The sequence below is a fragment of the Pseudomonas sp. genome, assembly GCF_050739935.1.
Classification (GTDB): domain Bacteria; phylum Pseudomonadota; class Gammaproteobacteria; order Pseudomonadales; family Pseudomonadaceae; genus Aquipseudomonas.
The window spans coordinates 156,196-173,752 of the sequence record NZ_JBOICF010000069.1 but is presented as its reverse complement, the minus strand read 5'-3'; the positions used below and the strand labels follow the sequence as shown (position 1 = coordinate 173,752).

The following is a 17,557-nucleotide window of genomic DNA, read 5'->3' as shown; positions in this document are numbered from 1 at the left end:
TTTTTGCGGTAAAAAAACCCACTTCATGCCACTTTCCGCCACTTGCGCACACTATAGGAATGCGCCCACCACACCGTCAAGGCGACTTCTTAAGGAAAACCCTTACAGGACGGAGATTTACGACGGGTGAAAGAGGAGTTTCGAGAAATTTCGGAACGTTCCTACGGATAATTCCGAAGGAACTCAAAAAGATGGGTGCCGGAGTTAAAGTGTTTTATGAGGTTTAAGATTTTTTTGGCATTACAAGGAGGGAGAAACGGTACAAACGAGGGAGGGAAAAAGAGGTGGAGAGTCGATCTGTAAGCCGGGTTCTGTCGAGGACAGTCATTCCTCTACGATGGCCATCACTGGACATCTTTAGCAACCTACCCGGTTCCAGCGCGGGCCACGCCTTGGAACCCTATTTGGTCTTGCTCCGAGTGGGGTTTACCTAGCCACGAACTGTTGCCAGACGTGCGGTGCGCTCTTACCGCACCTTTTCACCCTTACCGGCACCGAAGTGCTTAGGCGGTTATTTTCTGTGGCACTTTCCGTAGGCTCGCGCCCCCCAGGCGTTACCTGGCACTCCGCCCTATGGAGCCCGGACTTTCCTCCCCCCTTCATTGCGGAACAATGAAAGGCAGCGACTGTCCAATCGACTCTCCGCCGCCAAGGTTAATGGCACGGCGACACAAGAACAAGCTTTAATAAGCCCCTCGGACATTTATAAGACGGGCCGACGGGGATCGATCACTCCCCTTTCTGCTTCTCAAGCGCCACCTGATAAAGCAGATTCTTGCGCACGCCGGTGATCTCTGCCGCCAATGCCGCCGCACGTTTAAGTGGCATTTCCTGGAGCAGCAGGTCCAGCACGCGCCGCGCTTCGGTGCCTATCGCATCCTCACCTTCAGGTTCGCTCCAACCGGCGACCAACACCACGCATTCGCCGCGCTGCTGGTTACTGTCACCCTCGACGAAAGCGCGAAGCTCACCCAATGGCAGACCCTTGAGGGTTTCGAAAGTTTTGGTCAATTCGCGGCCCAGCACTGCAGGACGGTCCGCGCCGAAGATGTCTTCCAGATCCTGCAGACATTCCAGAATCCGGTGCGGCGCTTCATAGAAGATCACCGTTCTCGGTTCTTCCTTGAGTAATTCCAGGCGCGCCTTGCGCCCCACCGACTTGGCCGGAAGAAAACCTTCGAAGATGAAACGATCGGACGGCAGCCCCGCCGCTGACAGGGCCGCGATCAACGCGCAGGCACCCGGCACCGGCACGACCTGAATACCCGCGGCCCGGGCCTGACGCACTAGGTGATAACCGGGGTCGGAGATCAGCGGAGTGCCGGCATCGGAAATCAGCGCGACGTCATCGCCGGCCTGCAGACGCGCGATGAAGCGGCTGCCTTCTTCGCGCTCGTTGTGCTCATGGCATGCAGCCAACGGCGTCTCGATGCCGAAATGCTGCATCAGTCGTAATGAATGCCGGGTATCTTCAGCGGCAATCAGCGACACCTCACGCAACACCTTCAAAGCACGCACACTCATGTCATCCAGGTTGCCGATCGGCGTGGCCACCACATAAAGCGAGCCTGTAGTGGAATTCAAAGCACCCGGAGCAGTCAAAGCGCACACCTCATGTTCGATTAAAGCCTGCATTGTACAGGTTAAGGCGATGCAAACAGGGAGATTGAAAAATGGACCGACACATACGCTCACACACCCATGCCTTCGTCCCGACTTGGGCAAAACCACTGACTGAAACGTCCGATTGCGCTTCAGCGCGGCCAATATTGCTGCCTTAACGCCTACAACATCGCGCCCCGGCCAGTGCTTGGGTACAATTCCACGCTAATTTGCTCAAGTATCAGGAACATAGACATGATCGCTTGCCTGCGGCTGTTATCTGCCCTCTGCCTGGCTGCCCTGTTGGCCGCTTGTGCCGGTTCGCCCTCCTCCAGTCTTGGCGAACTGCCACGCACACCTGACGCCAGCATCGAGCAACTGCTTGAACAAGCCGCTGCTGCCAAATCTCCCGATCAGGCCGCCCTGCTGCGACTGACCGCCGCCGATCTCGCCGCGCGCCAGAACGACTACAGTCGCGCTGCCAGCATTCTCGAGCAGGTCCAGATGGATCAGCTCAAGACCGACAAGCAGATCTACGCCAACACCCTGGCCGCCGAGCTGGCACTGGGACGCAGCCAGCCAAAAGCGGCGTTGACCGCACTCAATCACCCAAGCATGCAGCATCTGGGTGAGATGCCGGTTGATCTGCAGACCCGCACCCACACCGTTCGCGCCCGCGCCCTTGAAGCCGACGGCCAGACGCTCGCCGCCGCCAGCGAGCGTGTATTCATGGGGCCGCTGCTGCAAGGCGATGCTTTGAGCGCCAACAACGACGCCATCTGGACCCTGGTTGCAGCACTACCGCCCGAGCAGTTGCAAAGCACCGCCAACGACGACATGGGCGGCTGGCTGAGCCTGGCCCGCGCGGTCAAAGGCGCTGGCACGCTGGAACAGCAACAAGCCGCGATCGACAACTGGAAGGCACAGAACCCGCAACACCCTGCGGCACGCCAACTGCCGACCACACTGGCGCAACTGCGCGAGCTGAAAAGCGAACCGCTGACCAAAATCGCCCTGCTGTTGCCACAGGAAGGCCCGTTGGCTTCGGTATCCCGAGCGTTGCGTGACGGTTTCATGGCCGCGCACTATCAAGCGCAGCAGGCGGGCCAGAATCCGCCCGCCATCGAAGTGTTCGACAGCTCCCGCGTGACGTCCATGGATGCGTTCTACGCCCAGGCCAAAGCGGCTGGTGTTCAACTGGTCGTCGGTCCACTGGAAAAGCCGCTGGTCAAGCAGTTGAGCACCCACCAACAATTGCCGATCACCACCCTGGCCCTGAACTACAGCGACTCAACCGTCCAAGGCCCGGCCGAGCTGTTCCAGTTCGGTCTCGCAGCCGAAGACGAAGCACGCGAAGTAGCTCGTCGCGCCTGGGCCGATGGCAAGCGCAGCGCCGTAGCCATGGTGCCGAAAGGCGAATGGGGCGACCGCGTTCTCGAAGCTTTTCGCCAGAGCTGGCAAGCCAAGGGCGGCACTTTCCTGGGGGTTGAGCGCATCGACCAGCCTGTTGCCCTCGCCCAGCAGGTGGCCGATCTATTCCAATTGCGTAACAGCGAAGGTCGCGCGCAGCGCCTGCAAAGCACCACCGGCGCGCAAATGGCCGCGCAGCCGAGCCGTCGCCAGGACGTCGACTTCATGTTCCTGGCCGCAACCCCTCAGCAAGCTCAACAGATCAAGCCGACCATGGTTTTCCAGTACGCAGGTGACGTTCCGGTCTATGCCACCTCACACCTGTTCACCAACAGCAACGATCAGGCGATGTATAACGACTTGAGCGGCGTGCGCTTCTGCGAAACGCCTTGGCTGTTGAACGCGACCGACCCGCTGCGTCAGCAGGTCACCGCGCAATGGCCACAGGCATCGGGTAGCCTCGGCCGACTGTACGCCATGGGTATCGATGCCTATCGTCTGGCGCCGCGTCTGACCCAGCTCAAAGCTTTGCCTGAAAGCCGTATCGACGGCCTGTCCGGTAGCCTGGCAATCGGTCAGGGTCAGCGCATCGAGCGTCAGTTGCCTTGGGCTCAGTTCGTCGATGGCAAGGTTCAGCGTCTGCCGGACACCGCTCCTTGACCGCAAGCTATACGCGACAGACCGCAGGGCGCGAGGCCGAAGCCTACGCCCTGCGGCACTTGCTGCGACATGGTTTACAACTGATCACGCAGAACTGGTCATGCAAACGGGGCGAGCTTGATCTGGTCATGCTCGACGGCGATACAGTAGTATTCGTCGAAGTTCGCTATCGACGCCACGCCGGATGGGGTGGCGCGCTGGAAAGCGTCGATTTTCGCAAGCAGGGAAAGCTCACCCTGGCCGCACAATGGTTTCTGCAAAGCGAGTCGAAATGGGCAGATTCCCCCTGCCGTTTCGACGTCGTGGCAATCAATGGCGACCCAGGCGCGGCCCCCGCGCTGAACTGGCTGCGCAACGCTTTCGACAGCTGATGGCATCGATCGCAAAGCCATGCCAGCACGCTCGCCGGAACACTCAACCCACACCGTTTTTTTTGCTCTTTGCTTTGCGGGCTGCACAGTTTTGTGCCGGGAAGCCGATGACCTGCTTCAGACGTCGCCCGACCAGCCGCCCCTATTAAGGTTTTCATAGATGGACATGCAATCCCGAATTCGCCAGCTTTTTCAGGCCAGCATCGATACCAAGCAACAGGCGATGGACGTTCTTGCACCTTACATCGAGCAAGCCAGCCAGGTGATGGTCAACGCCCTGCTCAACGAAGGCAAAATGCTTGCCTGCGGCAACGGGGGGTCGGCCGGCGACGCACAGCATTTCTCGTCCGAGTTGCTCAACCGTTTCGAGCGTGAGCGTCCGAGTCTGCCAGCCATCGCGCTGACTACCGATACCTCGACCATCACCTCGATCGCCAACGATTACAGCTACAACGAAATCTTTTCCAAACAGATCCGTGCGCTGGGTCAGCCAGGCGATGTGCTGCTGGCGATCTCCACCAGTGGCAATTCTGCCAACATCATCCAGGCGATCCAGGCCGCACATGACCGGGAAATGATCGTCGTGGCCCTGACCGGTCGCGACGGCGGCGACGTCGCGTCGCTGCTGCTGCCGGAGGACGTCGAAATCCGCGTTCCGGCCAAGGTCACTGCACGTATTCAGGAAGTCCACCTGCTGGCGATCCATTGCCTTTGCGACTTGATCGACAGCCAATTGTTCGGGAGTGAAGAATGATATCCAAACGTCTCAGCCTGCTGGCCCTGACGCTCTGCCTGGGCATCAGCGGATGCAGCTCGGTGATCAATGTCAGCCGCGAAGCGCCGATCGATGACGATCGCGGAACCCGCACTTTCGGCAGCAAGATCGATGACTCGCTGATCGAAACCAAGGTCGCCGTCAACGTGGCCAAGGCCAGTCCGGACCTGGACAACGCCTCGCACATCGTCGTGACCAGCTTCAACGGCGTGGTATTGCTCGCTGGCCAAACCCCGCGGGCCGACCTCAAGCAACTGGCCGAACAGACTGCCAGCCAGGTGCAGAAGGTCAAGAAGGTCAATAACGAGCTGCAGGTCATCGAGCCCTCCTCCCTGCTGGCGCGCAGCAACGACGCCTGGCTGACCAGCAAGATCAAGACCCAGATGCTGACCGACAGCGCCATTCCAGGCTCGCGGATCAAGGTCGTGACCGAGAACGGCATCGTCTACCTGCTCGGCCTGCTGACCCAGGCAGAAGCCACCCGCGCGACCAACCTGGTTCAGGGCGTGGCGGGCGTTCAGAAGATCGTGAAGTTGTTTGAGTACATCGATTAATACGCCGCAGTCGAAAACCTGCGAGAGTGAGCTTGCTCACGAATGCTGAGCTTCAACCAACAGATATCTCGGGAATATGCTGCCCCTTCTTGAGCGAGTTCATTCCCATAAGGTTCGGTGGTATGAGACACAAAAAAAGGCGACCCCTCGGGATCGCCTTTTTCGTTACTGCGCAGGGTGTTACTTGACCACTTTCAGACTCGGCCGGCCGCTCGGGCGGGGCGGCTCGTCGTCTGGTGGCAGATCGTCGTCCACGTCCAGGTCTTCATCCTCATCCACTGCCGGCTCCAGATCGAAGACCATGCCCTGGCCGTTTTCACGAGCATAGATGCCCATGACCGCGGCCACAGGAACAAAGAGACTGTGCGGAACGCCGCCAAAGCGGCCCTCGAAGCTCACCGCGTCATTGTCCATGTGCAGGTGGCGCACGGCGCTGGGTGAGATGTTGAGGACGATCTGGCCGTCGTTGGCGAAACCTTGCGGCACTTGCACCGCCGGGTATTCGGCGTTCACCAGAATGTGCGGCGTGCAATCGTTATCCACGATCCACTCGTAAAGCGCGCGGATCAGATAGGGGCGACTGGAGTTCATCGAACGGTTCCTTAGGCCTTAGCGCATGTCGCGTTCGGCAGCAGACAGACTTGCCTGGAATGCCTCACGCGCAAACTGGCGCTCCATATAATCAAGCAGCGGCTTGGCAGGCCGCGGCAACTCAATACCCAGAATCGGCAGGCGCCAGAGTATGGGCAATAGACAGCAGTCGACCAGACTTTGCTCGTCACTGAGGAAAAAAGGCTTTTCCGCGAACAGTGGCGATACGCCGGTCAGACTTTCGCGCAGTTCCTTGCGCGCCTGGACACGGGCAGCTTCTTTGCTGCGAGGGTCCAGAATGATATCCACCAACGCACACCAGTCCCGCTGAATCCGGTGGATCAGCAACCGGCTGTTGGCCCGGGCCACAGGATATACCGGCAGTAAAGGCGGATGCGGATAACGTTCATCCAGGTATTCCATCACCACCGTCGACTCATACAACGCCAGGTCTCGATCGACCAGCGTCGGCACGCTGCCGTACGGATTAACCTCGATCAATTTGGCAGGCTGACTACCCCCCGCAACATCGATGATCTCGGCGCTGACACCTTTCTCGGCGAGCACGATACGCACGCGATGGGAATAGTGGTCGGCGGGGTCGGAGTAACAGGCCAACCGATTGGTCACGCCCATGGCGGTCCTCCTCGCTTGTTGAATTTGGAAAGCACAAAAAAAACGAACGCGCCCTGAAGGCGCCTCCGGCAACATCCACAAGAAGCAGGTGTTCGTCGCGGGCGACAAGATAGCTCATTTACTCGAAGTAAATTCTGCAATCTTTCGCCCGCCACTATACCCGCTCTGCGGCCATTACCCGAGCGAGGCTCTCCAGAGCGCGTTTCGTTTGCAGCCGAACCAACCTCAGGTCAATGCACATCCTTCCAGTATTCGCGCTTGAGCAGGTACGCGAAGATGAACAGGATCGCCAGATACAGCAGCACGTATGTACCGATGCGCTGATGTTGCAGCTTGACCGGATTCGCCGAGTAAGCGAGGAAGGTCACCAGATTCTTCACTTTCTCGTCGAACTGCTCTTCGCTCAGCGTTCCGGTCTTGGGCACGATGGTCAGCTGATCGCAGGCTTCGTGGGTCAGTGGCGAGCCGGTAAGCGGGTCGTATTGCTTCTTGCCATCCTCGACCACCTGCACCTGCTTGCAGCCAATCACTTGGCGGCCCTGCAGCCCCACGAGCACATTGGGCATGCCCACGTTCGGGAACACCTTGTTGTTCACCCCCCAGGGGCGCGCAGGATCCTCGTAAAACGACCGCAGGTAGCCGTAGAGCCAATCCGTACCGCGCACCCGCGCTACCAGCGTCAGATCCGGCGGTGCAGCGCCGAACCAGGTCTTGGCGTCGGCCGGTTGCATTCCGGCAACCATGTGATCGCCAATCTTGGCACCGGTGAATACCAGCTTATCCAGCATCAACTCGTGAGGAATGCCGAGATCGTCGGCGACACGCTCGTAACGCTGGAATTTCGCGCCATGACAACCCATGCAGTAATTGACGAAGGTTCGCGCCCCATCCTGCATCGCGACCTTGTCGGAAACATCGATATCGACGCTCTCCAGCTCCGGGCCGCCATGCTCAGCAGCGAATGACAACGCAGGCAGCGCGACGAGGATAAAAACAGCCAGTAGCTTTTTCATCAGCCGGTCACCCTTTCTGGAACCGGTTTTGTCCTCTCCATCCGGGTATAGAACGGCATCAGAATGAAGTAGGCGAAGTACACGAAGGTACACACCTGGGACAGCAACGCGCGTCCGGGGCTGGGGGGCAGCACGCCGAGAATCCCCAGAATCACGAACGCCACACAAAACAGCAGCAGCCAGACTCGGCTCAGCCAGCCCTTATAGCGCATGGACTTGACCGGACTTCGATCCAGCCAAGGCAAGACGAATAGCACCGCAATCGCCGCGCCCATCGCCATGACGCCCATGAGTTTGTCAGGAATCGCACGCAGGATTGCGTAGAACGGCGTGAAGTACCACACGGGGGCGATGTGTTCCGGCGTCTTGAAGGCATTGGCCTGCTCGAAATTGGGTTTCTCCAGGAAATACCCACCCATTTCCGGAAAGAAGAACACCACTGAACAGAAGATGAACAGGAACACCACGACGCCGACGATATCCTTGACGGTGTAGTACGGATGAAACGCGATGCCGTCCAACGGCTTGCCGTTCTCGTCCTTGTGCTTCTTGATATCAACGCCGTCCGGGTTGTTCGACCCGACCTCGTGCAGCGCCAGTACATGCAGCACCACCAACCCGAGAATCACGATCGGCAACGCCACTACGTGCAAGGCGAAGAAGCGGTTCAGGGTGATGCCGGAAATCAGATAGTCACCGCGAATCCACTGGGTCAGGTCATTGCCGATCACCGGGATTGCGCCGAACAGCGAGATGATCACCTGAGCCCCCCAATACGACATCTGCCCCCACGGCAGCAGATAGCCCATGAAGGCTTCTGCCATCAGCGCCAGGTAGATCAGCATGCCGAAGATCCATACCAGCTCACGCGGCTTCTGGTACGAGCCGTAAAGCAGACCGCGAAACATGTGTAGGTAGACGACGATAAAAAACGCCGAGGCGCCAGTGGAGTGCAGCAGCCGCAGGATCGAACCGTATTCGACGTCACGCATGATGTACTCGACGGACGCGAACGCCTCCTCTGCCGATGGCGTATAGCTCATCGTCAGCCAGATGCCGGTGATGATCTGATTGACCAGCACCAGCAGCGCTAGCGAACCGAAGAAATAGAAGAAGTTGAAGTTTTTGGGCGCGTAGTACTTGCTGAGATGGTCTTCCCACATCGAAGTGGCAGGGAAACGCGCATCGATCCAGTCCATGAACTTGCTCATTACGCTTTCTCCTGATCGACACCAATGACGATGATTGAGTCCGACTCGTAGGAATGCGGCGGCACTGGCAGATTGAGCGGTGCAGGTTGCGCCTTGTAGACGCGCCCGGCCAGGTCGTAGTGAGAGCCGTGACAAGGACAGAAGTATCCGCCGACCCAGTCTTTACCGAGATCGGCGGGCGCTACTTCGGGGCGAAACGTGGGAGAACAGCCCAGGTGGGTACAGATCCCGATCAACAGCAGCATTTCAGGTTTGATCGAACGAACAACAGGATCAACGTAGGCAGGTTGAGTGGAGTTCTTGGACTCGGGGTCTGAGAGCTGCGCGGTAATCTTGTTCAGGTTGCTGAGAATTTCTGCAGTGCGGTGGACGATGAAGACCGGTTGCCCGCGCCATTCGGCAATCATCTGCTGGCCTGGCTCGATCTTGCTGATGTTGACCTTTACGGGTGCGCCTGCCGCCTTGGCTTTTGCGCTGGGAAACCATGACCCCACGAACGGGACCGCAGCGCCCACCGCTCCTGCTGCGCCAACCACGGAGGTGGCCGCGACGAGGAAGCGACGCCGGCCTGCATTCACGCCGTCATTGCTCATTCCGTCCTCTCCCATCAGCTTGTAGAAACCTGCTTGGCCAGGCTTCCTTTCGAATTATTCTTTTAGCTGTCCAAAATCCTGCCGAATGGTCATCGAAGATCTTCACGTCCCGAGGACGCTATCTTTCGGCGAAAAGCGGGAGCCCTGTGCAGAGGCGTCCATGGATGATTCGTGTCGTCACAATCAATAATAGACGCCCATAAAAAAACGCCCAGTTCCGTAAGGAAACCGAGCGTTCTTTTTGAACGAAAGCGAATTAACGCTTCGAGTACTGCGGACGCTTACGCGCTTTACGCAGACCGACTTTCTTACGTTCAACTTCGCGAGCATCGCGAGTAACGAAGCCTGCTTTGCGCAGAGCGCTACGCAGAGTTTCGTCGTAGGACATCAGAGCGCGGGTGATACCGTGGCGGATTGCGCCAGCTTGACCACTCACACCACCGCCGATGACGGTGACGTAGATGTCGAATTTTTCAACAGTCTCGGTCAGTTCCAGCGGCTGACGAACTACCATGCGGGCAGTTTCGCGACCGAAGAACGAGTCCAGGGAGCGGTTGTTGATGGAGATGTTACCGGTACCTGGACGCAGGAAAACGCGTGCGGTTGCGGTCTTGCGACGGCCAGTGCCGTAATTTTGAGTCGCCGACATAATGAACTATTCCGTTAAATCTTCAGTTCTTGGGGCTGCTGAGCAGTATGAGGGTGTGCAGCGCCCGCATAGACTTTCAGCTTACGATACATGTCGCGACCCAGCGGGTTCTTAGGCAGCATGCCTTTGACCGCGGTCTCGATCACGCGCTCAGGAGCTTTGGCGATCAGCTTTTCAAAGTTGATCGACTTGATCCCGCCCGGGAAACCGGAGTGAGAGTAGTAGATCTTGTCGGAGGTCTTGGCACCAGTAACGCGGATTTGCTCAGCGTTGATCACGACGATGTAGTCGCCAGTGTCGACGTGCGGAGTGTATTCCGGTTTGTGCTTGCCACGCAGACGGCTCGCGATCTCAGTGGCCAGACGACCCAGGGTCTGGCCAGCAGCGTCGACGACATACCAATCGCGCTTTACTGTTTCCGGTTTAGCGGTAAAAGTTTTCATTCTTTATAGCCTCAAAGGCCGCCCTGAAAAATAGACGGCGGAGCATACTCATTAGTACGGTCTTTGACAAGTCAAAGGCCGCCGGGCACGAACGCTATAGGGGGCTCGGGTCAGCGCGTTCGATCGCAGCGGTGTCTTGTGTCGCGGGGCATCACTCCCACGACAAAGAGACGCGGAATTATGCAGATTGCGAAAAAAAATTCAACCTGCTTTTATGGCTCTTTTCAAAAGGAGAGCCAGATGGACTATCGCAAACTGGGTAGAACCGACCTCAACGTCAGCGCAATCTGCCTCGGCACGATGACCTGGGGCGAGCAAAACAGCGAGTCCGAGGCCTTCGCCCAGATCGAACGGGCAAAAGCGGCGGGTATCAACTTCATGGATACCGCCGAGATGTATCCGGTGCCGCCAAAGAAAGAAACCTATGCCAGCACTGAAACCATTATCGGCAACTGGTTCAAGAAGAACGGCGATCGCGCCGACTGGATTCTGGCCAGCAAGATCGCCGGGCCTGGCAACGGTATCGACTACGTTCGCGACGGCCAGCTGAAATTCAACCGCGACCACATTGTTGCCGCCGTGGATACGAGTCTCAAACGTCTGCAGACCGACTACCTAGACCTTTACCAGTTGCACTGGCCGGAGCGCAGCACCAACTTCTTCGGCAAGCTGGGCTACACCCACAGCGACGAGCAGTTCACACCGCTGCTGGAAACCCTTCAGGCGCTGGACGAGCAGGTCAAGGCTGGCAAGATCCGCCATGTCGGCCTGTCCAACGAAACGCCTTGGGGCACGATGAAATACCTAGCCGAATCCGAGGCTCACGGCTTGACGCGCCCGGTGTCTATCCAGAACCCGTACAACCTGCTCAACCGCAGCTTTGAAGTGGGCCTGGCGGAGGTTGCGATCCGCGAGCAATGCGGTCTGCTGGCTTATTCGCCGATGGCCTTCGGCCTGTTGTCCGGCAAATACGCGAATGGCGCACGACCGGCGAAATGCCGTCTGAGCCTGTACAGCCGCTTCACCCGCTACTTCAACCCGCAATCGGAAGCAGCCTGCGCACGCTATGTCGCCCTGGCCCGCGAACACGGCCTGGACCCGGCCCAAATGGCCTTGGCATTCGTAACCGGCCGTGCGTTCGTGACCAGCAACATCATTGGCGCGACCACGCTGGAGCAGCTGGAAAGCAACCTGGCCAGCGCTGAGCTGGTGCTATCGGAGGAAGTGCTGGCAGGAATCGAAGCGATTCACAAGGATCAGCCAAATCCGGCGCCTTAATCGCATTCGTAGATACTGATTAACAACCGTGGGAGCGAATTCATTCGCGAAAGTGGTTCAGGCGATAAAGGTGCGTCGCCCGTACCGATCTCTCGCGAATGAAGTCGCTCCCACAGGGTTTTGTATCCCATCAAAGATGTGTGGTCGCGCGGCGAACTCTGCGAAACGCTACAAAGACCGAGCAATAATCTCTTTCATGATCTCGTTGGTGCCTGCATAAATCCGCTGCACCCGAGCATCTGCCCAGGCCCGGGCGATCGGGTATTCCCACATGAACCCGTAACCGCCATGCAACTGCACGCACTCATCGAGCACTTTGCATTGCAGGTCCGTGGACCAGTACTTGGCCATGGCCGCCGTTGGCACATCCAGCTTGCCTTCCAGATGCAACTCCAGGCAGCGGTCGATGAACGTGCGACCGATCTGAACCTCTGTGGCGATCTCCGCCAGCTTGAAGCGCGTGTTCTGAAAGTCGGCGACGGCCTGACCAAATGCCTTGCGTTCGCGCGTGTAGTCCAGCGTCCACTGCAATGCTGCTTCGGCTGAAGCGATAGCGCCGATGGCGACTGTCAGCCGCTCCTGTGGCAACTCCTGCATCAAATAGGCAAAGCCCATTCCGGCTTGCCCCAGCAGGTTCTCCTTGGGGATTCGTACGTCCTGAAAGAACAATTCCGACGTGTCCTGCGCCTTCATGCCGACCTTCTCCAGACGCTTGCCCTTCTCGAACCCCGGCGTGCCCGCCTCCACCAGAAACAGGCTGGTGCCCTTGGCGCCAGCCTTGGGGTCGGTCTTGGCGACCACGATCACAAGATCTGCGAGAAAGCCGTTGGTGATGAAGGTTTTCGAGCCATTGATGACGTACTCATCGCCATCCAGCACTGCGCTGGTCTTGACGCCTTGAAGGTCGGAACCGGCGCCCGGCTCGGTCATGGCAATGGCCGTGACCAGTTCGCCGGAGACCATCTTTGGCAGATACTTCTGCTTCAGCTCCTCGCTTCCGTAGTGGAGGATGTAAGGCGCGACGATGTCCGAGTGCAGGGAAAATCCAATGCCGGTCAGGCCCAGCCGGTAGATTTCCTCGATCACCACGGTGGTGTAGAGAAAATCCGCCGCCATGCCGCCGTATTCTTCCGGCAGGTGCGAACACAACATGCCCTGCTCCCCTGCGCGATTCCAAAGCGTGCGGTCGACATGCCCCTGCTTCTCCCATTGCGCATGAAAAGGCGCGGCTTGCTGCTCGAGAAACTTGCGGACGCTGTCGCGGAAAAGCTCGTGCTCGGAGCTGAAGAGTGTTCTTGGAAGCATGGGACACCTTGGGGTGGGGAATTGTCGGACACAATTGCAGCGAGAGCGTATTCCCAGCCGATCAAAGACGACACTGGACACATCCGACAAAAAATAAGACGATCACGCCGTTGCTTGACCACTTTCCCATATAAGAACAAAAGATTATGTCTATTCAACACACCGTGCCATTGCGGCGCGTCAGCATCCTCGCAATCGACGGGATCTTCGCTTCCACCCTTACCCAGGCCAAGGACTTCTTCCATTTGGCCAGCCTGCGCTACGGCAAACAGCTGGGCCAAGGCCTCAAAGCCGCCTTCGAAACCCGCCTGATCAGTCCGGACGGCAAACAGGTACGCAGCTTCAGCGAGGTGGTGCTGCCGGTCGACGGCGCGCTGGAAAACGCCGACATCATTATCCTGCCCGCCTTCGTCGACAACTTCGACATGCTGCGCGAACGCTATCCACAGATCTTGCCTTGGCTGCGCGAGCAACATGCCCGAGGCGCTGTGTTATGCGGCGAGGCCAGTGGCGTTTTCTGGCTGGCCGAGGCCGGACTGCTCGATGGCAAGGAGGCAACCACCTATTGGCGCTTCTTCAACGAGTTCGCCGAGCGCTTCCCCAACGTGCTGCTCAATCAGGAAAAGCACCTGACCGACGCCGACAACCTGTATTGCGCAGGCGGCAGCATTTCGGCATGCGATCTGTATATCTATCTGATCGAGCGCTTCTGCGGGGCCAACGTCGCGCAAACCGTCGCGCGCGACATTCTGTATGAGGTGCAGCGCAGCTATGCGCCGGGTCGTATGGGGTTCGGCGGGCAGAAGCTGCATCAGGACGTGATCATCCTGCAGATCCAGCATTGGCTCGAAGAGCATTTCGCCGACAAATTCCGCTTCGAGGATGTCGCACGGGAGCACGGCATGAGCATTCGCAATTTCATGCGCCGCTTCCAGACCGCAACCGGCGACAAGCCGTTGCACTACCTGCAACGGCTGCGCATCGAAACCGCCAAAGGCCTGCTGTCGGGCTCGCGTAAGAGCATCAAGACCATCAGCTACGAAGTGGGCTATGACGACGCCAGCTTCTTCGCGCGGCTCTTCCGGCAACATACCGAACTGTCGCCGAATCAATATCGCCAGCAATTCCAGCAAGCCGCCTGAAACCCTGTAGGAGCCGGCTTGCTGGCGAACCCAGTGGTCAGTCAGTCACATCGTAGTGACTGATTTGACGTGTTCGCCAGCAAGCCGGCTCCTACAACGATCGCGGTATCAGGGTTTGTGCGCGCGGGACAGGAACTCGTGGGATTGCATCTCCAGCAAACGGCTCAACGTGCGCTGGAATTCGAAGTTCAAGCGACCGCCGGTGTACAGATCCTTGAGCTCAACCTCGGCCGAAATGATCAGTTTGACGTTGCGATCGTAGAATTCATCGACCATGTTGATGAAGCGGCGAGCAATGTCGTCGGTAGTGACGCTCATCTGCTCCACACCACTGAGCAACACCGCGTGGAAGATTTTGCCGAGTTCGATGTAGTCGTTCTGGCTGCGCGGGCCGTCACACAATTCGCGGAAATCGAACCAAGCCACGTCATCACAAGTGCGTAGCGCCGTGATCTGGCGGTTCTCGATGATCAACACATCGTTTTCGATAGCCTTGGTGCACTCGGGAGTCAACGCGCGGAAGCTTTTGCGCATACTCTCCTGGGCGGCATCGTTCAGCGGGAAATGGAACAGTTCAGCCTGCTCCAGATGACGCAGACGATAATCCACGCCGCTGTCGACGTTGACGATGTCGGTGTTCTGCTTGATCAGCGCAATGGCCGGCAGGAAGCGCGCACGTTGCAGGCCGTCCTTGTACAGACCGTCCGGCACGATGTTGGACGTTGCGACCAGGGTCACGCCGTTCTTGAACAGCTCTTCCATCAGCGTGCCGAGGATCATGGCGTCGGTAATATCGGACACGAAGAATTCGTCGAAGCAGATGACTCGCGCTTCGCCCGCGAACTGCTTGGCGATCAGCGTCAGCGGGTTCTTCTCGCCTTTGAGGTTCTTCATTTCTTCGTGCACACGCTTCATGAAGCGGTGGAAGTGCGTGCGCATCTTGTCCTGAAATGGCAGCGCTTCGAAGAAGGTATCGACCAGATAGGTTTTGCCACGGCCAACGCCGCCCCAGAAATACAGGCCCTTGATCACCGTGACGTCTTTCTTGCCAAACAGCTTGCCGAACAAGCCCGGCTTGTTCTGATCGGCTGCGACCAGATCGTCGTACAGACGCTGTAGATGACGCACCGCATTTTCCTGGGCGGCATCATGGAAGAATTCGGGTTTTTTCAGGTCGTTCTGATAACTTTCTAAGGGCGTCATATTCGCTGGCTAGGGAGCAAAAACGGGCCGCCACTGTAGCGATGGCCCGTTGGAATGGCAATTAATCCTGTTGTGGCGCCAAGGCCAGTCTCAGGCTCTGGACCGCAGCATCACGGGAGGCAGCATCGGCGAACGCAGGGCTATCCGCGACGCACGTGCCTTCCAGCCATACGGTAAAGGCCTCGCCTTCTGTCCGAATGTCCAGTTCGCCACCTTGCTGCAGTTGTTTGGTCACCGCGCCAGCAGCCTTGCCGTCGGCGAAATTGCGCGACAACAGTAGTTGCTCTCCATCGGCCGCCAACAGCCGGAAACGGAAGCTGCCATCGTCTTCACGGAAGCTGACGAAACGCGCGCCTTTGCTGGCCTTTTTCTTGGTCGCGGCGACGGTTTGAGTGCTCGTGCGGAAAGATCGCAGGCCAACCGCCTCACGCAATTCACCGAGGAACGGCGTAGCGATGCGTCGGGCCTTCTGCGCGCCAGCCTGCAGAATGTCTTCCAGATCGGCTGGGCGTTCGATCAGACGATGATAGTTCTCGCGGGCTTCGCCCAATTCGCCATCGAGCAGCGTGAACAGCCGCTGCTTGGCGTCGCCCCAGCCCATACCTTGCAGCAGGTCGGCGCGGAACTCGTCGCTTTGTGCTTTGCTGGCAAACCCTTGGTACAGGGTGAACAGGTGCGAGCTGTCCGGATCCTTGGCCTCACCCGGCAGACGCGAGTCGGTGACAATGCGCGAGATCGCGTCTTTCATCTCCTTGGCGCTGCTGAACAACGGAATGGTGTTGTCGTAGCTCTTCGACATCTTGCGGCCATCCAGCCCCGGCAAGGTCGCGACGCCCTCCTCAATCAGCGCTTCGGGCATGACGAAGAATTCCTTGCCATTGCCGAACAGGTGGTTGAAACGCTGACCGATGTCGCGCGCCATTTCCACGTGCTGGATCTGATCGCGTCCCACCGGCACCTGATGGGCGTTGAACATCAGGATGTCCGCGGCCATCAGCACCGGGTAGCTGAACAGCCCCATGGTGATACCGGCATCCGGGTCTTCGCCGGCTTCGACGTTCTTGTCCACCGAGGCCTTGTAAGCGTGCGCGCGGTTGAGCAGGCCCTTGGCGGCGACACAGGTCAGCAGCCAGGTCAGCTCGGGAATTTCCGGGATGTCGGACTGGCGGTAGAAGGTCACGCGGTCGACATCCAGGCCGGCCGCCAACCAGGTCGCGGCGATTTCCAGGCGCGAGCGCTGAATGCGCAGTGGGTCATCACACTTGATCAACGCATGGTAATCGGCCAAAAAATAGAACGAATCGGCGTCGTTCTGGCGGCTGGCGACGATGGCCGGGCGAATGGCACCGGCGTAATTGCCCAAATGGGGCGTACCGGTGGTGGTGATGCCGGTCAGGATACGAGTGGTCATGGCGGGTCGCTTATTCTGGGTCTTGCAATCAGTTCGAAAGGCGCGGCAGGACCAGATCCTTGAGGTCGGTCAGCTTGCCGTGAAAAAAGTGTCCGCATTCTGCCACTTTCAGCAGCTCATGGGGGCGTGAGAGTGCGTCAGACCAGGCATATACGAGTTGTGGGTCGACGACTTCGTCGGTTTCCGGCTGGATAAGCGTCAACGACCCCTTTTGCGGCAGCGCGCTCGGATTGGCAATACGCATGACCGCAGGTGCGACCATGAACAGATGACTGAGGGTTTCGCCGCGGGCTTCAAGGCGACCGCCCAGGGTTGCGGCAACGAAACCGCCGAAGGAAAACCCGAACAGCGTCATCGGCAGATCGGGATGTTTTTCGCGCAGCCAGATCGCGGCAGCTTCGGCATCGTCGACTTCGCCCTGCCCCATGTCCGAGCTGCCAGCACTCTGGCCCACGCCCCGGTAATTGAAACGCAGGGTAACGTATCCAGCGTCCCGCGCCGTGCGTTGCAGGGTCGAGATGACCTTATTGAGCATCGTGCCGCCCTGAACCGGGTTAGGATGGCAGATCAGCGCCACGCCCTTGGCCCCTTCCAGGTCAAGGTAGAGGGCGTCGAGTTGGCCCACCGGGCCGTCGATGAATACAGGGGTTTCACGCATGAGCAAGAATGAACTCCGTGACCTTCAATTGGGTCGACTCGTCTAGCTGATT

Annotated in this window: 18 protein-coding genes and 1 other RNA gene; 6 read left to right on the top strand and 13 right to left on the bottom strand. The window is 58.5% G+C overall.

Annotated features, from left to right (window positions below):
• Positions 1–284 precede the first annotated feature (284 nt).
• Both rnpB and rsmI read right to left on the bottom strand, forming a co-directional pair.
• Positions 285–642: RNase P RNA component class A (rnpB, locus tag ACRER8_RS14210), an RNA gene on the bottom strand.
• A gap of 87 nt (positions 643–729) precedes the next feature.
• Complete coding sequence (rsmI, locus tag ACRER8_RS14205) at positions 730–1,635, bottom strand: 16S rRNA (cytidine(1402)-2'-O)-methyltransferase (RefSeq protein WP_431746879.1); 906 nt, start codon at positions 1,633–1,635, stop codon at positions 730–732.
• A 222-nt stretch (positions 1,636–1,857) separates the two neighbouring features.
• On the opposite strand from rsmI, the gene ACRER8_RS14200 reads away from it, so the two are divergent.
• From ACRER8_RS14200 to ACRER8_RS14185, 4 genes are all read left to right on the top strand, one after another.
• Entirely contained in the window at positions 1,858–3,672 is a 1,815-nt protein-coding gene (locus ACRER8_RS14200) for a penicillin-binding protein activator (protein WP_431746878.1), read from the top strand.
• Complete coding sequence (locus tag ACRER8_RS14195; protein WP_431746877.1) at positions 3,669–4,043, top strand: YraN family protein; 375 nt, start codon at positions 3,669–3,671, stop codon at positions 4,041–4,043. Before ACRER8_RS14200 ends, ACRER8_RS14195 begins: the two co-directional genes overlap by 4 nt.
• A 160-nt stretch (positions 4,044–4,203) precedes the next feature.
• Complete coding sequence (locus tag ACRER8_RS14190) at positions 4,204–4,797, top strand: phosphoheptose isomerase (RefSeq protein ID WP_092408443.1); 594 nt, start codon at positions 4,204–4,206, stop codon at positions 4,795–4,797.
• Entirely contained in the window at positions 4,794–5,372 is a 579-nt protein-coding gene (locus ACRER8_RS14185; RefSeq protein ID WP_431746876.1) for a BON domain-containing protein, read from the top strand. The genes ACRER8_RS14190 and ACRER8_RS14185 overlap by 4 nt, the downstream gene beginning before the upstream one ends.
• Positions 5,373–5,552: 180 nt before the next feature.
• Here ACRER8_RS14185 and ACRER8_RS14180 read toward each other — a convergent pair whose 3' ends face one another.
• The 7 genes from ACRER8_RS14180 to rplM all read right to left on the bottom strand — a co-directional run bounded on the left by ACRER8_RS14180 (position 5,553) and on the right by rplM (position 10,508).
• A complete protein-coding gene (locus ACRER8_RS14180) occupies positions 5,553–5,963 on the bottom strand; it encodes a ClpXP protease specificity-enhancing factor (RefSeq protein ID WP_431746875.1) in 411 nt (136 codons plus the stop codon).
• Positions 5,964–5,981: 18 nt separating this feature from the next.
• Entirely contained in the window at positions 5,982–6,599 is a 618-nt protein-coding gene (locus ACRER8_RS14175) for a glutathione S-transferase N-terminal domain-containing protein (protein ID WP_431746874.1), read from the bottom strand.
• Positions 6,600–6,829: 230 nt separating this feature from the next.
• Entirely contained in the window at positions 6,830–7,612 is a 783-nt protein-coding gene (locus tag ACRER8_RS14170) for a cytochrome c1 (protein ID WP_431746873.1), read from the bottom strand.
• Positions 7,612–8,823, bottom strand: a complete 1,212-nt coding sequence (locus ACRER8_RS14165; protein ID WP_431746872.1) for a cytochrome b — start codon at positions 8,821–8,823, stop codon at positions 7,612–7,614. Before ACRER8_RS14165 ends, ACRER8_RS14170 begins: the two co-directional genes overlap by 1 nt.
• Positions 8,823–9,416 carry a ubiquinol-cytochrome c reductase iron-sulfur subunit gene (gene petA / locus ACRER8_RS14160; RefSeq protein ID WP_431746871.1) on the bottom strand — a complete coding sequence of 198 codons (594 nt, stop codon included), beginning with the start codon at positions 9,414–9,416 and terminating at the stop codon, positions 8,823–8,825. The genes ACRER8_RS14165 and petA overlap by 1 nt, the downstream gene beginning before the upstream one ends.
• Positions 9,417–9,672: 256 nt before the next feature.
• Positions 9,673–10,065: a 30S ribosomal protein S9 gene (gene rpsI / locus ACRER8_RS14155; RefSeq protein WP_166596464.1), complete on the bottom strand. Its 393-nt coding sequence runs from the start codon at positions 10,063–10,065 to the stop codon at positions 9,673–9,675.
• A gap of 14 nt (positions 10,066–10,079) precedes the next feature.
• Positions 10,080–10,508 (bottom strand): 50S ribosomal protein L13, encoded by a 429-nt coding sequence (rplM, locus tag ACRER8_RS14150; RefSeq protein WP_431746870.1) that lies wholly within the window; start codon positions 10,506–10,508, stop codon positions 10,080–10,082.
• A gap of 240 nt (positions 10,509–10,748) precedes the next feature.
• Between rplM and ACRER8_RS14145 the strand changes: the two genes are divergently transcribed.
• A complete protein-coding gene (locus ACRER8_RS14145; protein ID WP_431746869.1) occupies positions 10,749–11,786 on the top strand; it encodes an NADP(H)-dependent aldo-keto reductase in 1,038 nt (345 codons plus the stop codon).
• 168 nt (positions 11,787–11,954) lie between these two features.
• On the opposite strand, the gene ACRER8_RS14140 is transcribed toward ACRER8_RS14145, so the two are convergent.
• Entirely contained in the window at positions 11,955–13,091 is a 1,137-nt protein-coding gene (locus tag ACRER8_RS14140; protein ID WP_431746868.1) for an acyl-CoA dehydrogenase family protein, read from the bottom strand.
• A 245-nt stretch (positions 13,092–13,336) separates the two neighbouring features.
• Here ACRER8_RS14140 and ACRER8_RS14135 point away from each other — a divergent pair, with 245 nt between their 5' ends.
• The gene (locus tag ACRER8_RS14135; protein ID WP_431746901.1) at positions 13,337–14,233 is read left to right on the top strand and encodes a GlxA family transcriptional regulator; all 897 of its coding nucleotides are present in this window, start codon (positions 13,337–13,339) and stop codon (positions 14,231–14,233) included.
• Between the two features lie 108 nt (positions 14,234–14,341).
• On the opposite strand, the gene zapE is transcribed toward ACRER8_RS14135, so the two are convergent.
• The 3 genes from zapE to ACRER8_RS14120 all read right to left on the bottom strand — a co-directional run bounded on the left by zapE (position 14,342) and on the right by ACRER8_RS14120 (position 17,505).
• Positions 14,342–15,436, bottom strand: coding sequence for a cell division protein ZapE (gene zapE, locus ACRER8_RS14130; protein ID WP_431746867.1), 1,095 nt, complete (start codon positions 15,434–15,436; stop codon positions 14,342–14,344).
• 61 nt (positions 15,437–15,497) lie between these two features.
• Positions 15,498–16,847 (bottom strand): tryptophan--tRNA ligase, encoded by a 1,350-nt coding sequence (locus ACRER8_RS14125; RefSeq protein WP_431746866.1) that lies wholly within the window; start codon positions 16,845–16,847, stop codon positions 15,498–15,500.
• Between the two features lie 28 nt (positions 16,848–16,875).
• Complete coding sequence (locus tag ACRER8_RS14120) at positions 16,876–17,505, bottom strand: alpha/beta hydrolase (protein ID WP_431746865.1); 630 nt, start codon at positions 17,503–17,505, stop codon at positions 16,876–16,878.
• Between the last annotated feature and the right edge of the window lie 52 nt (positions 17,506–17,557).

What these genes read in the sequence shown, in the direction of transcription:
- ACRER8_RS14180 (WP_431746875.1), bottom strand. Translation starts at nt 5,963, where the DNA reads ATGAACTCCAGTCGCCCCTATCTGATCCGCGCGCTTTACGAGTGGATC.
- ACRER8_RS14175 (WP_431746874.1), bottom strand. Translation starts at nt 6,599, where the DNA reads ATGGGCGTGACCAATCGGTTGGCCTGTTACTCCGACCCCGCCGACCAC.
- ACRER8_RS14140 (WP_431746868.1), bottom strand. Translation starts at nt 13,091, where the DNA reads ATGCTTCCAAGAACACTCTTCAGCTCCGAGCACGAGCTTTTCCGCGAC.
- zapE (WP_431746867.1), bottom strand. Translation starts at nt 15,436, where the DNA reads ATGACGCCCTTAGAAAGTTATCAGAACGACCTGAAAAAACCCGAATTC.
- ACRER8_RS14125 (WP_431746866.1), bottom strand. Translation starts at nt 16,847, where the DNA reads ATGACCACTCGTATCCTGACCGGCATCACCACCACCGGTACGCCCCAT.
- ACRER8_RS14190 (WP_092408443.1), top strand. Translation starts at nt 4,204, where the DNA reads ATGGACATGCAATCCCGAATTCGCCAGCTTTTTCAGGCCAGCATCGAT.
- ACRER8_RS14145 (WP_431746869.1), top strand. Translation starts at nt 10,749, where the DNA reads ATGGACTATCGCAAACTGGGTAGAACCGACCTCAACGTCAGCGCAATC.
- ACRER8_RS14170 (WP_431746873.1), bottom strand. Translation starts at nt 7,612, where the DNA reads ATGAAAAAGCTACTGGCTGTTTTTATCCTCGTCGCGCTGCCTGCGTTG.
- ACRER8_RS14185 (WP_431746876.1), top strand. Translation starts at nt 4,794, where the DNA reads ATGATATCCAAACGTCTCAGCCTGCTGGCCCTGACGCTCTGCCTGGGC.
- petA (WP_431746871.1), bottom strand. Translation starts at nt 9,416, where the DNA reads ATGAGCAATGACGGCGTGAATGCAGGCCGGCGTCGCTTCCTCGTCGCG.
- rpsI (WP_166596464.1), bottom strand. Translation starts at nt 10,065, where the DNA reads ATGTCGGCGACTCAAAATTACGGCACTGGCCGTCGCAAGACCGCAACC.
- rplM (WP_431746870.1), bottom strand. Translation starts at nt 10,508, where the DNA reads ATGAAAACTTTTACCGCTAAACCGGAAACAGTAAAGCGCGATTGGTAT.
- ACRER8_RS14120 (WP_431746865.1), bottom strand. Translation starts at nt 17,505, where the DNA reads ATGCGTGAAACCCCTGTATTCATCGACGGCCCGGTGGGCCAACTCGAC.
- rsmI (WP_431746879.1), bottom strand. Translation starts at nt 1,635, where the DNA reads ATGCAGGCTTTAATCGAACATGAGGTGTGCGCTTTGACTGCTCCGGGT.
- ACRER8_RS14165 (WP_431746872.1), bottom strand. Translation starts at nt 8,823, where the DNA reads ATGAGCAAGTTCATGGACTGGATCGATGCGCGTTTCCCTGCCACTTCG.
- ACRER8_RS14200 (WP_431746878.1), top strand. Translation starts at nt 1,858, where the DNA reads ATGATCGCTTGCCTGCGGCTGTTATCTGCCCTCTGCCTGGCTGCCCTG.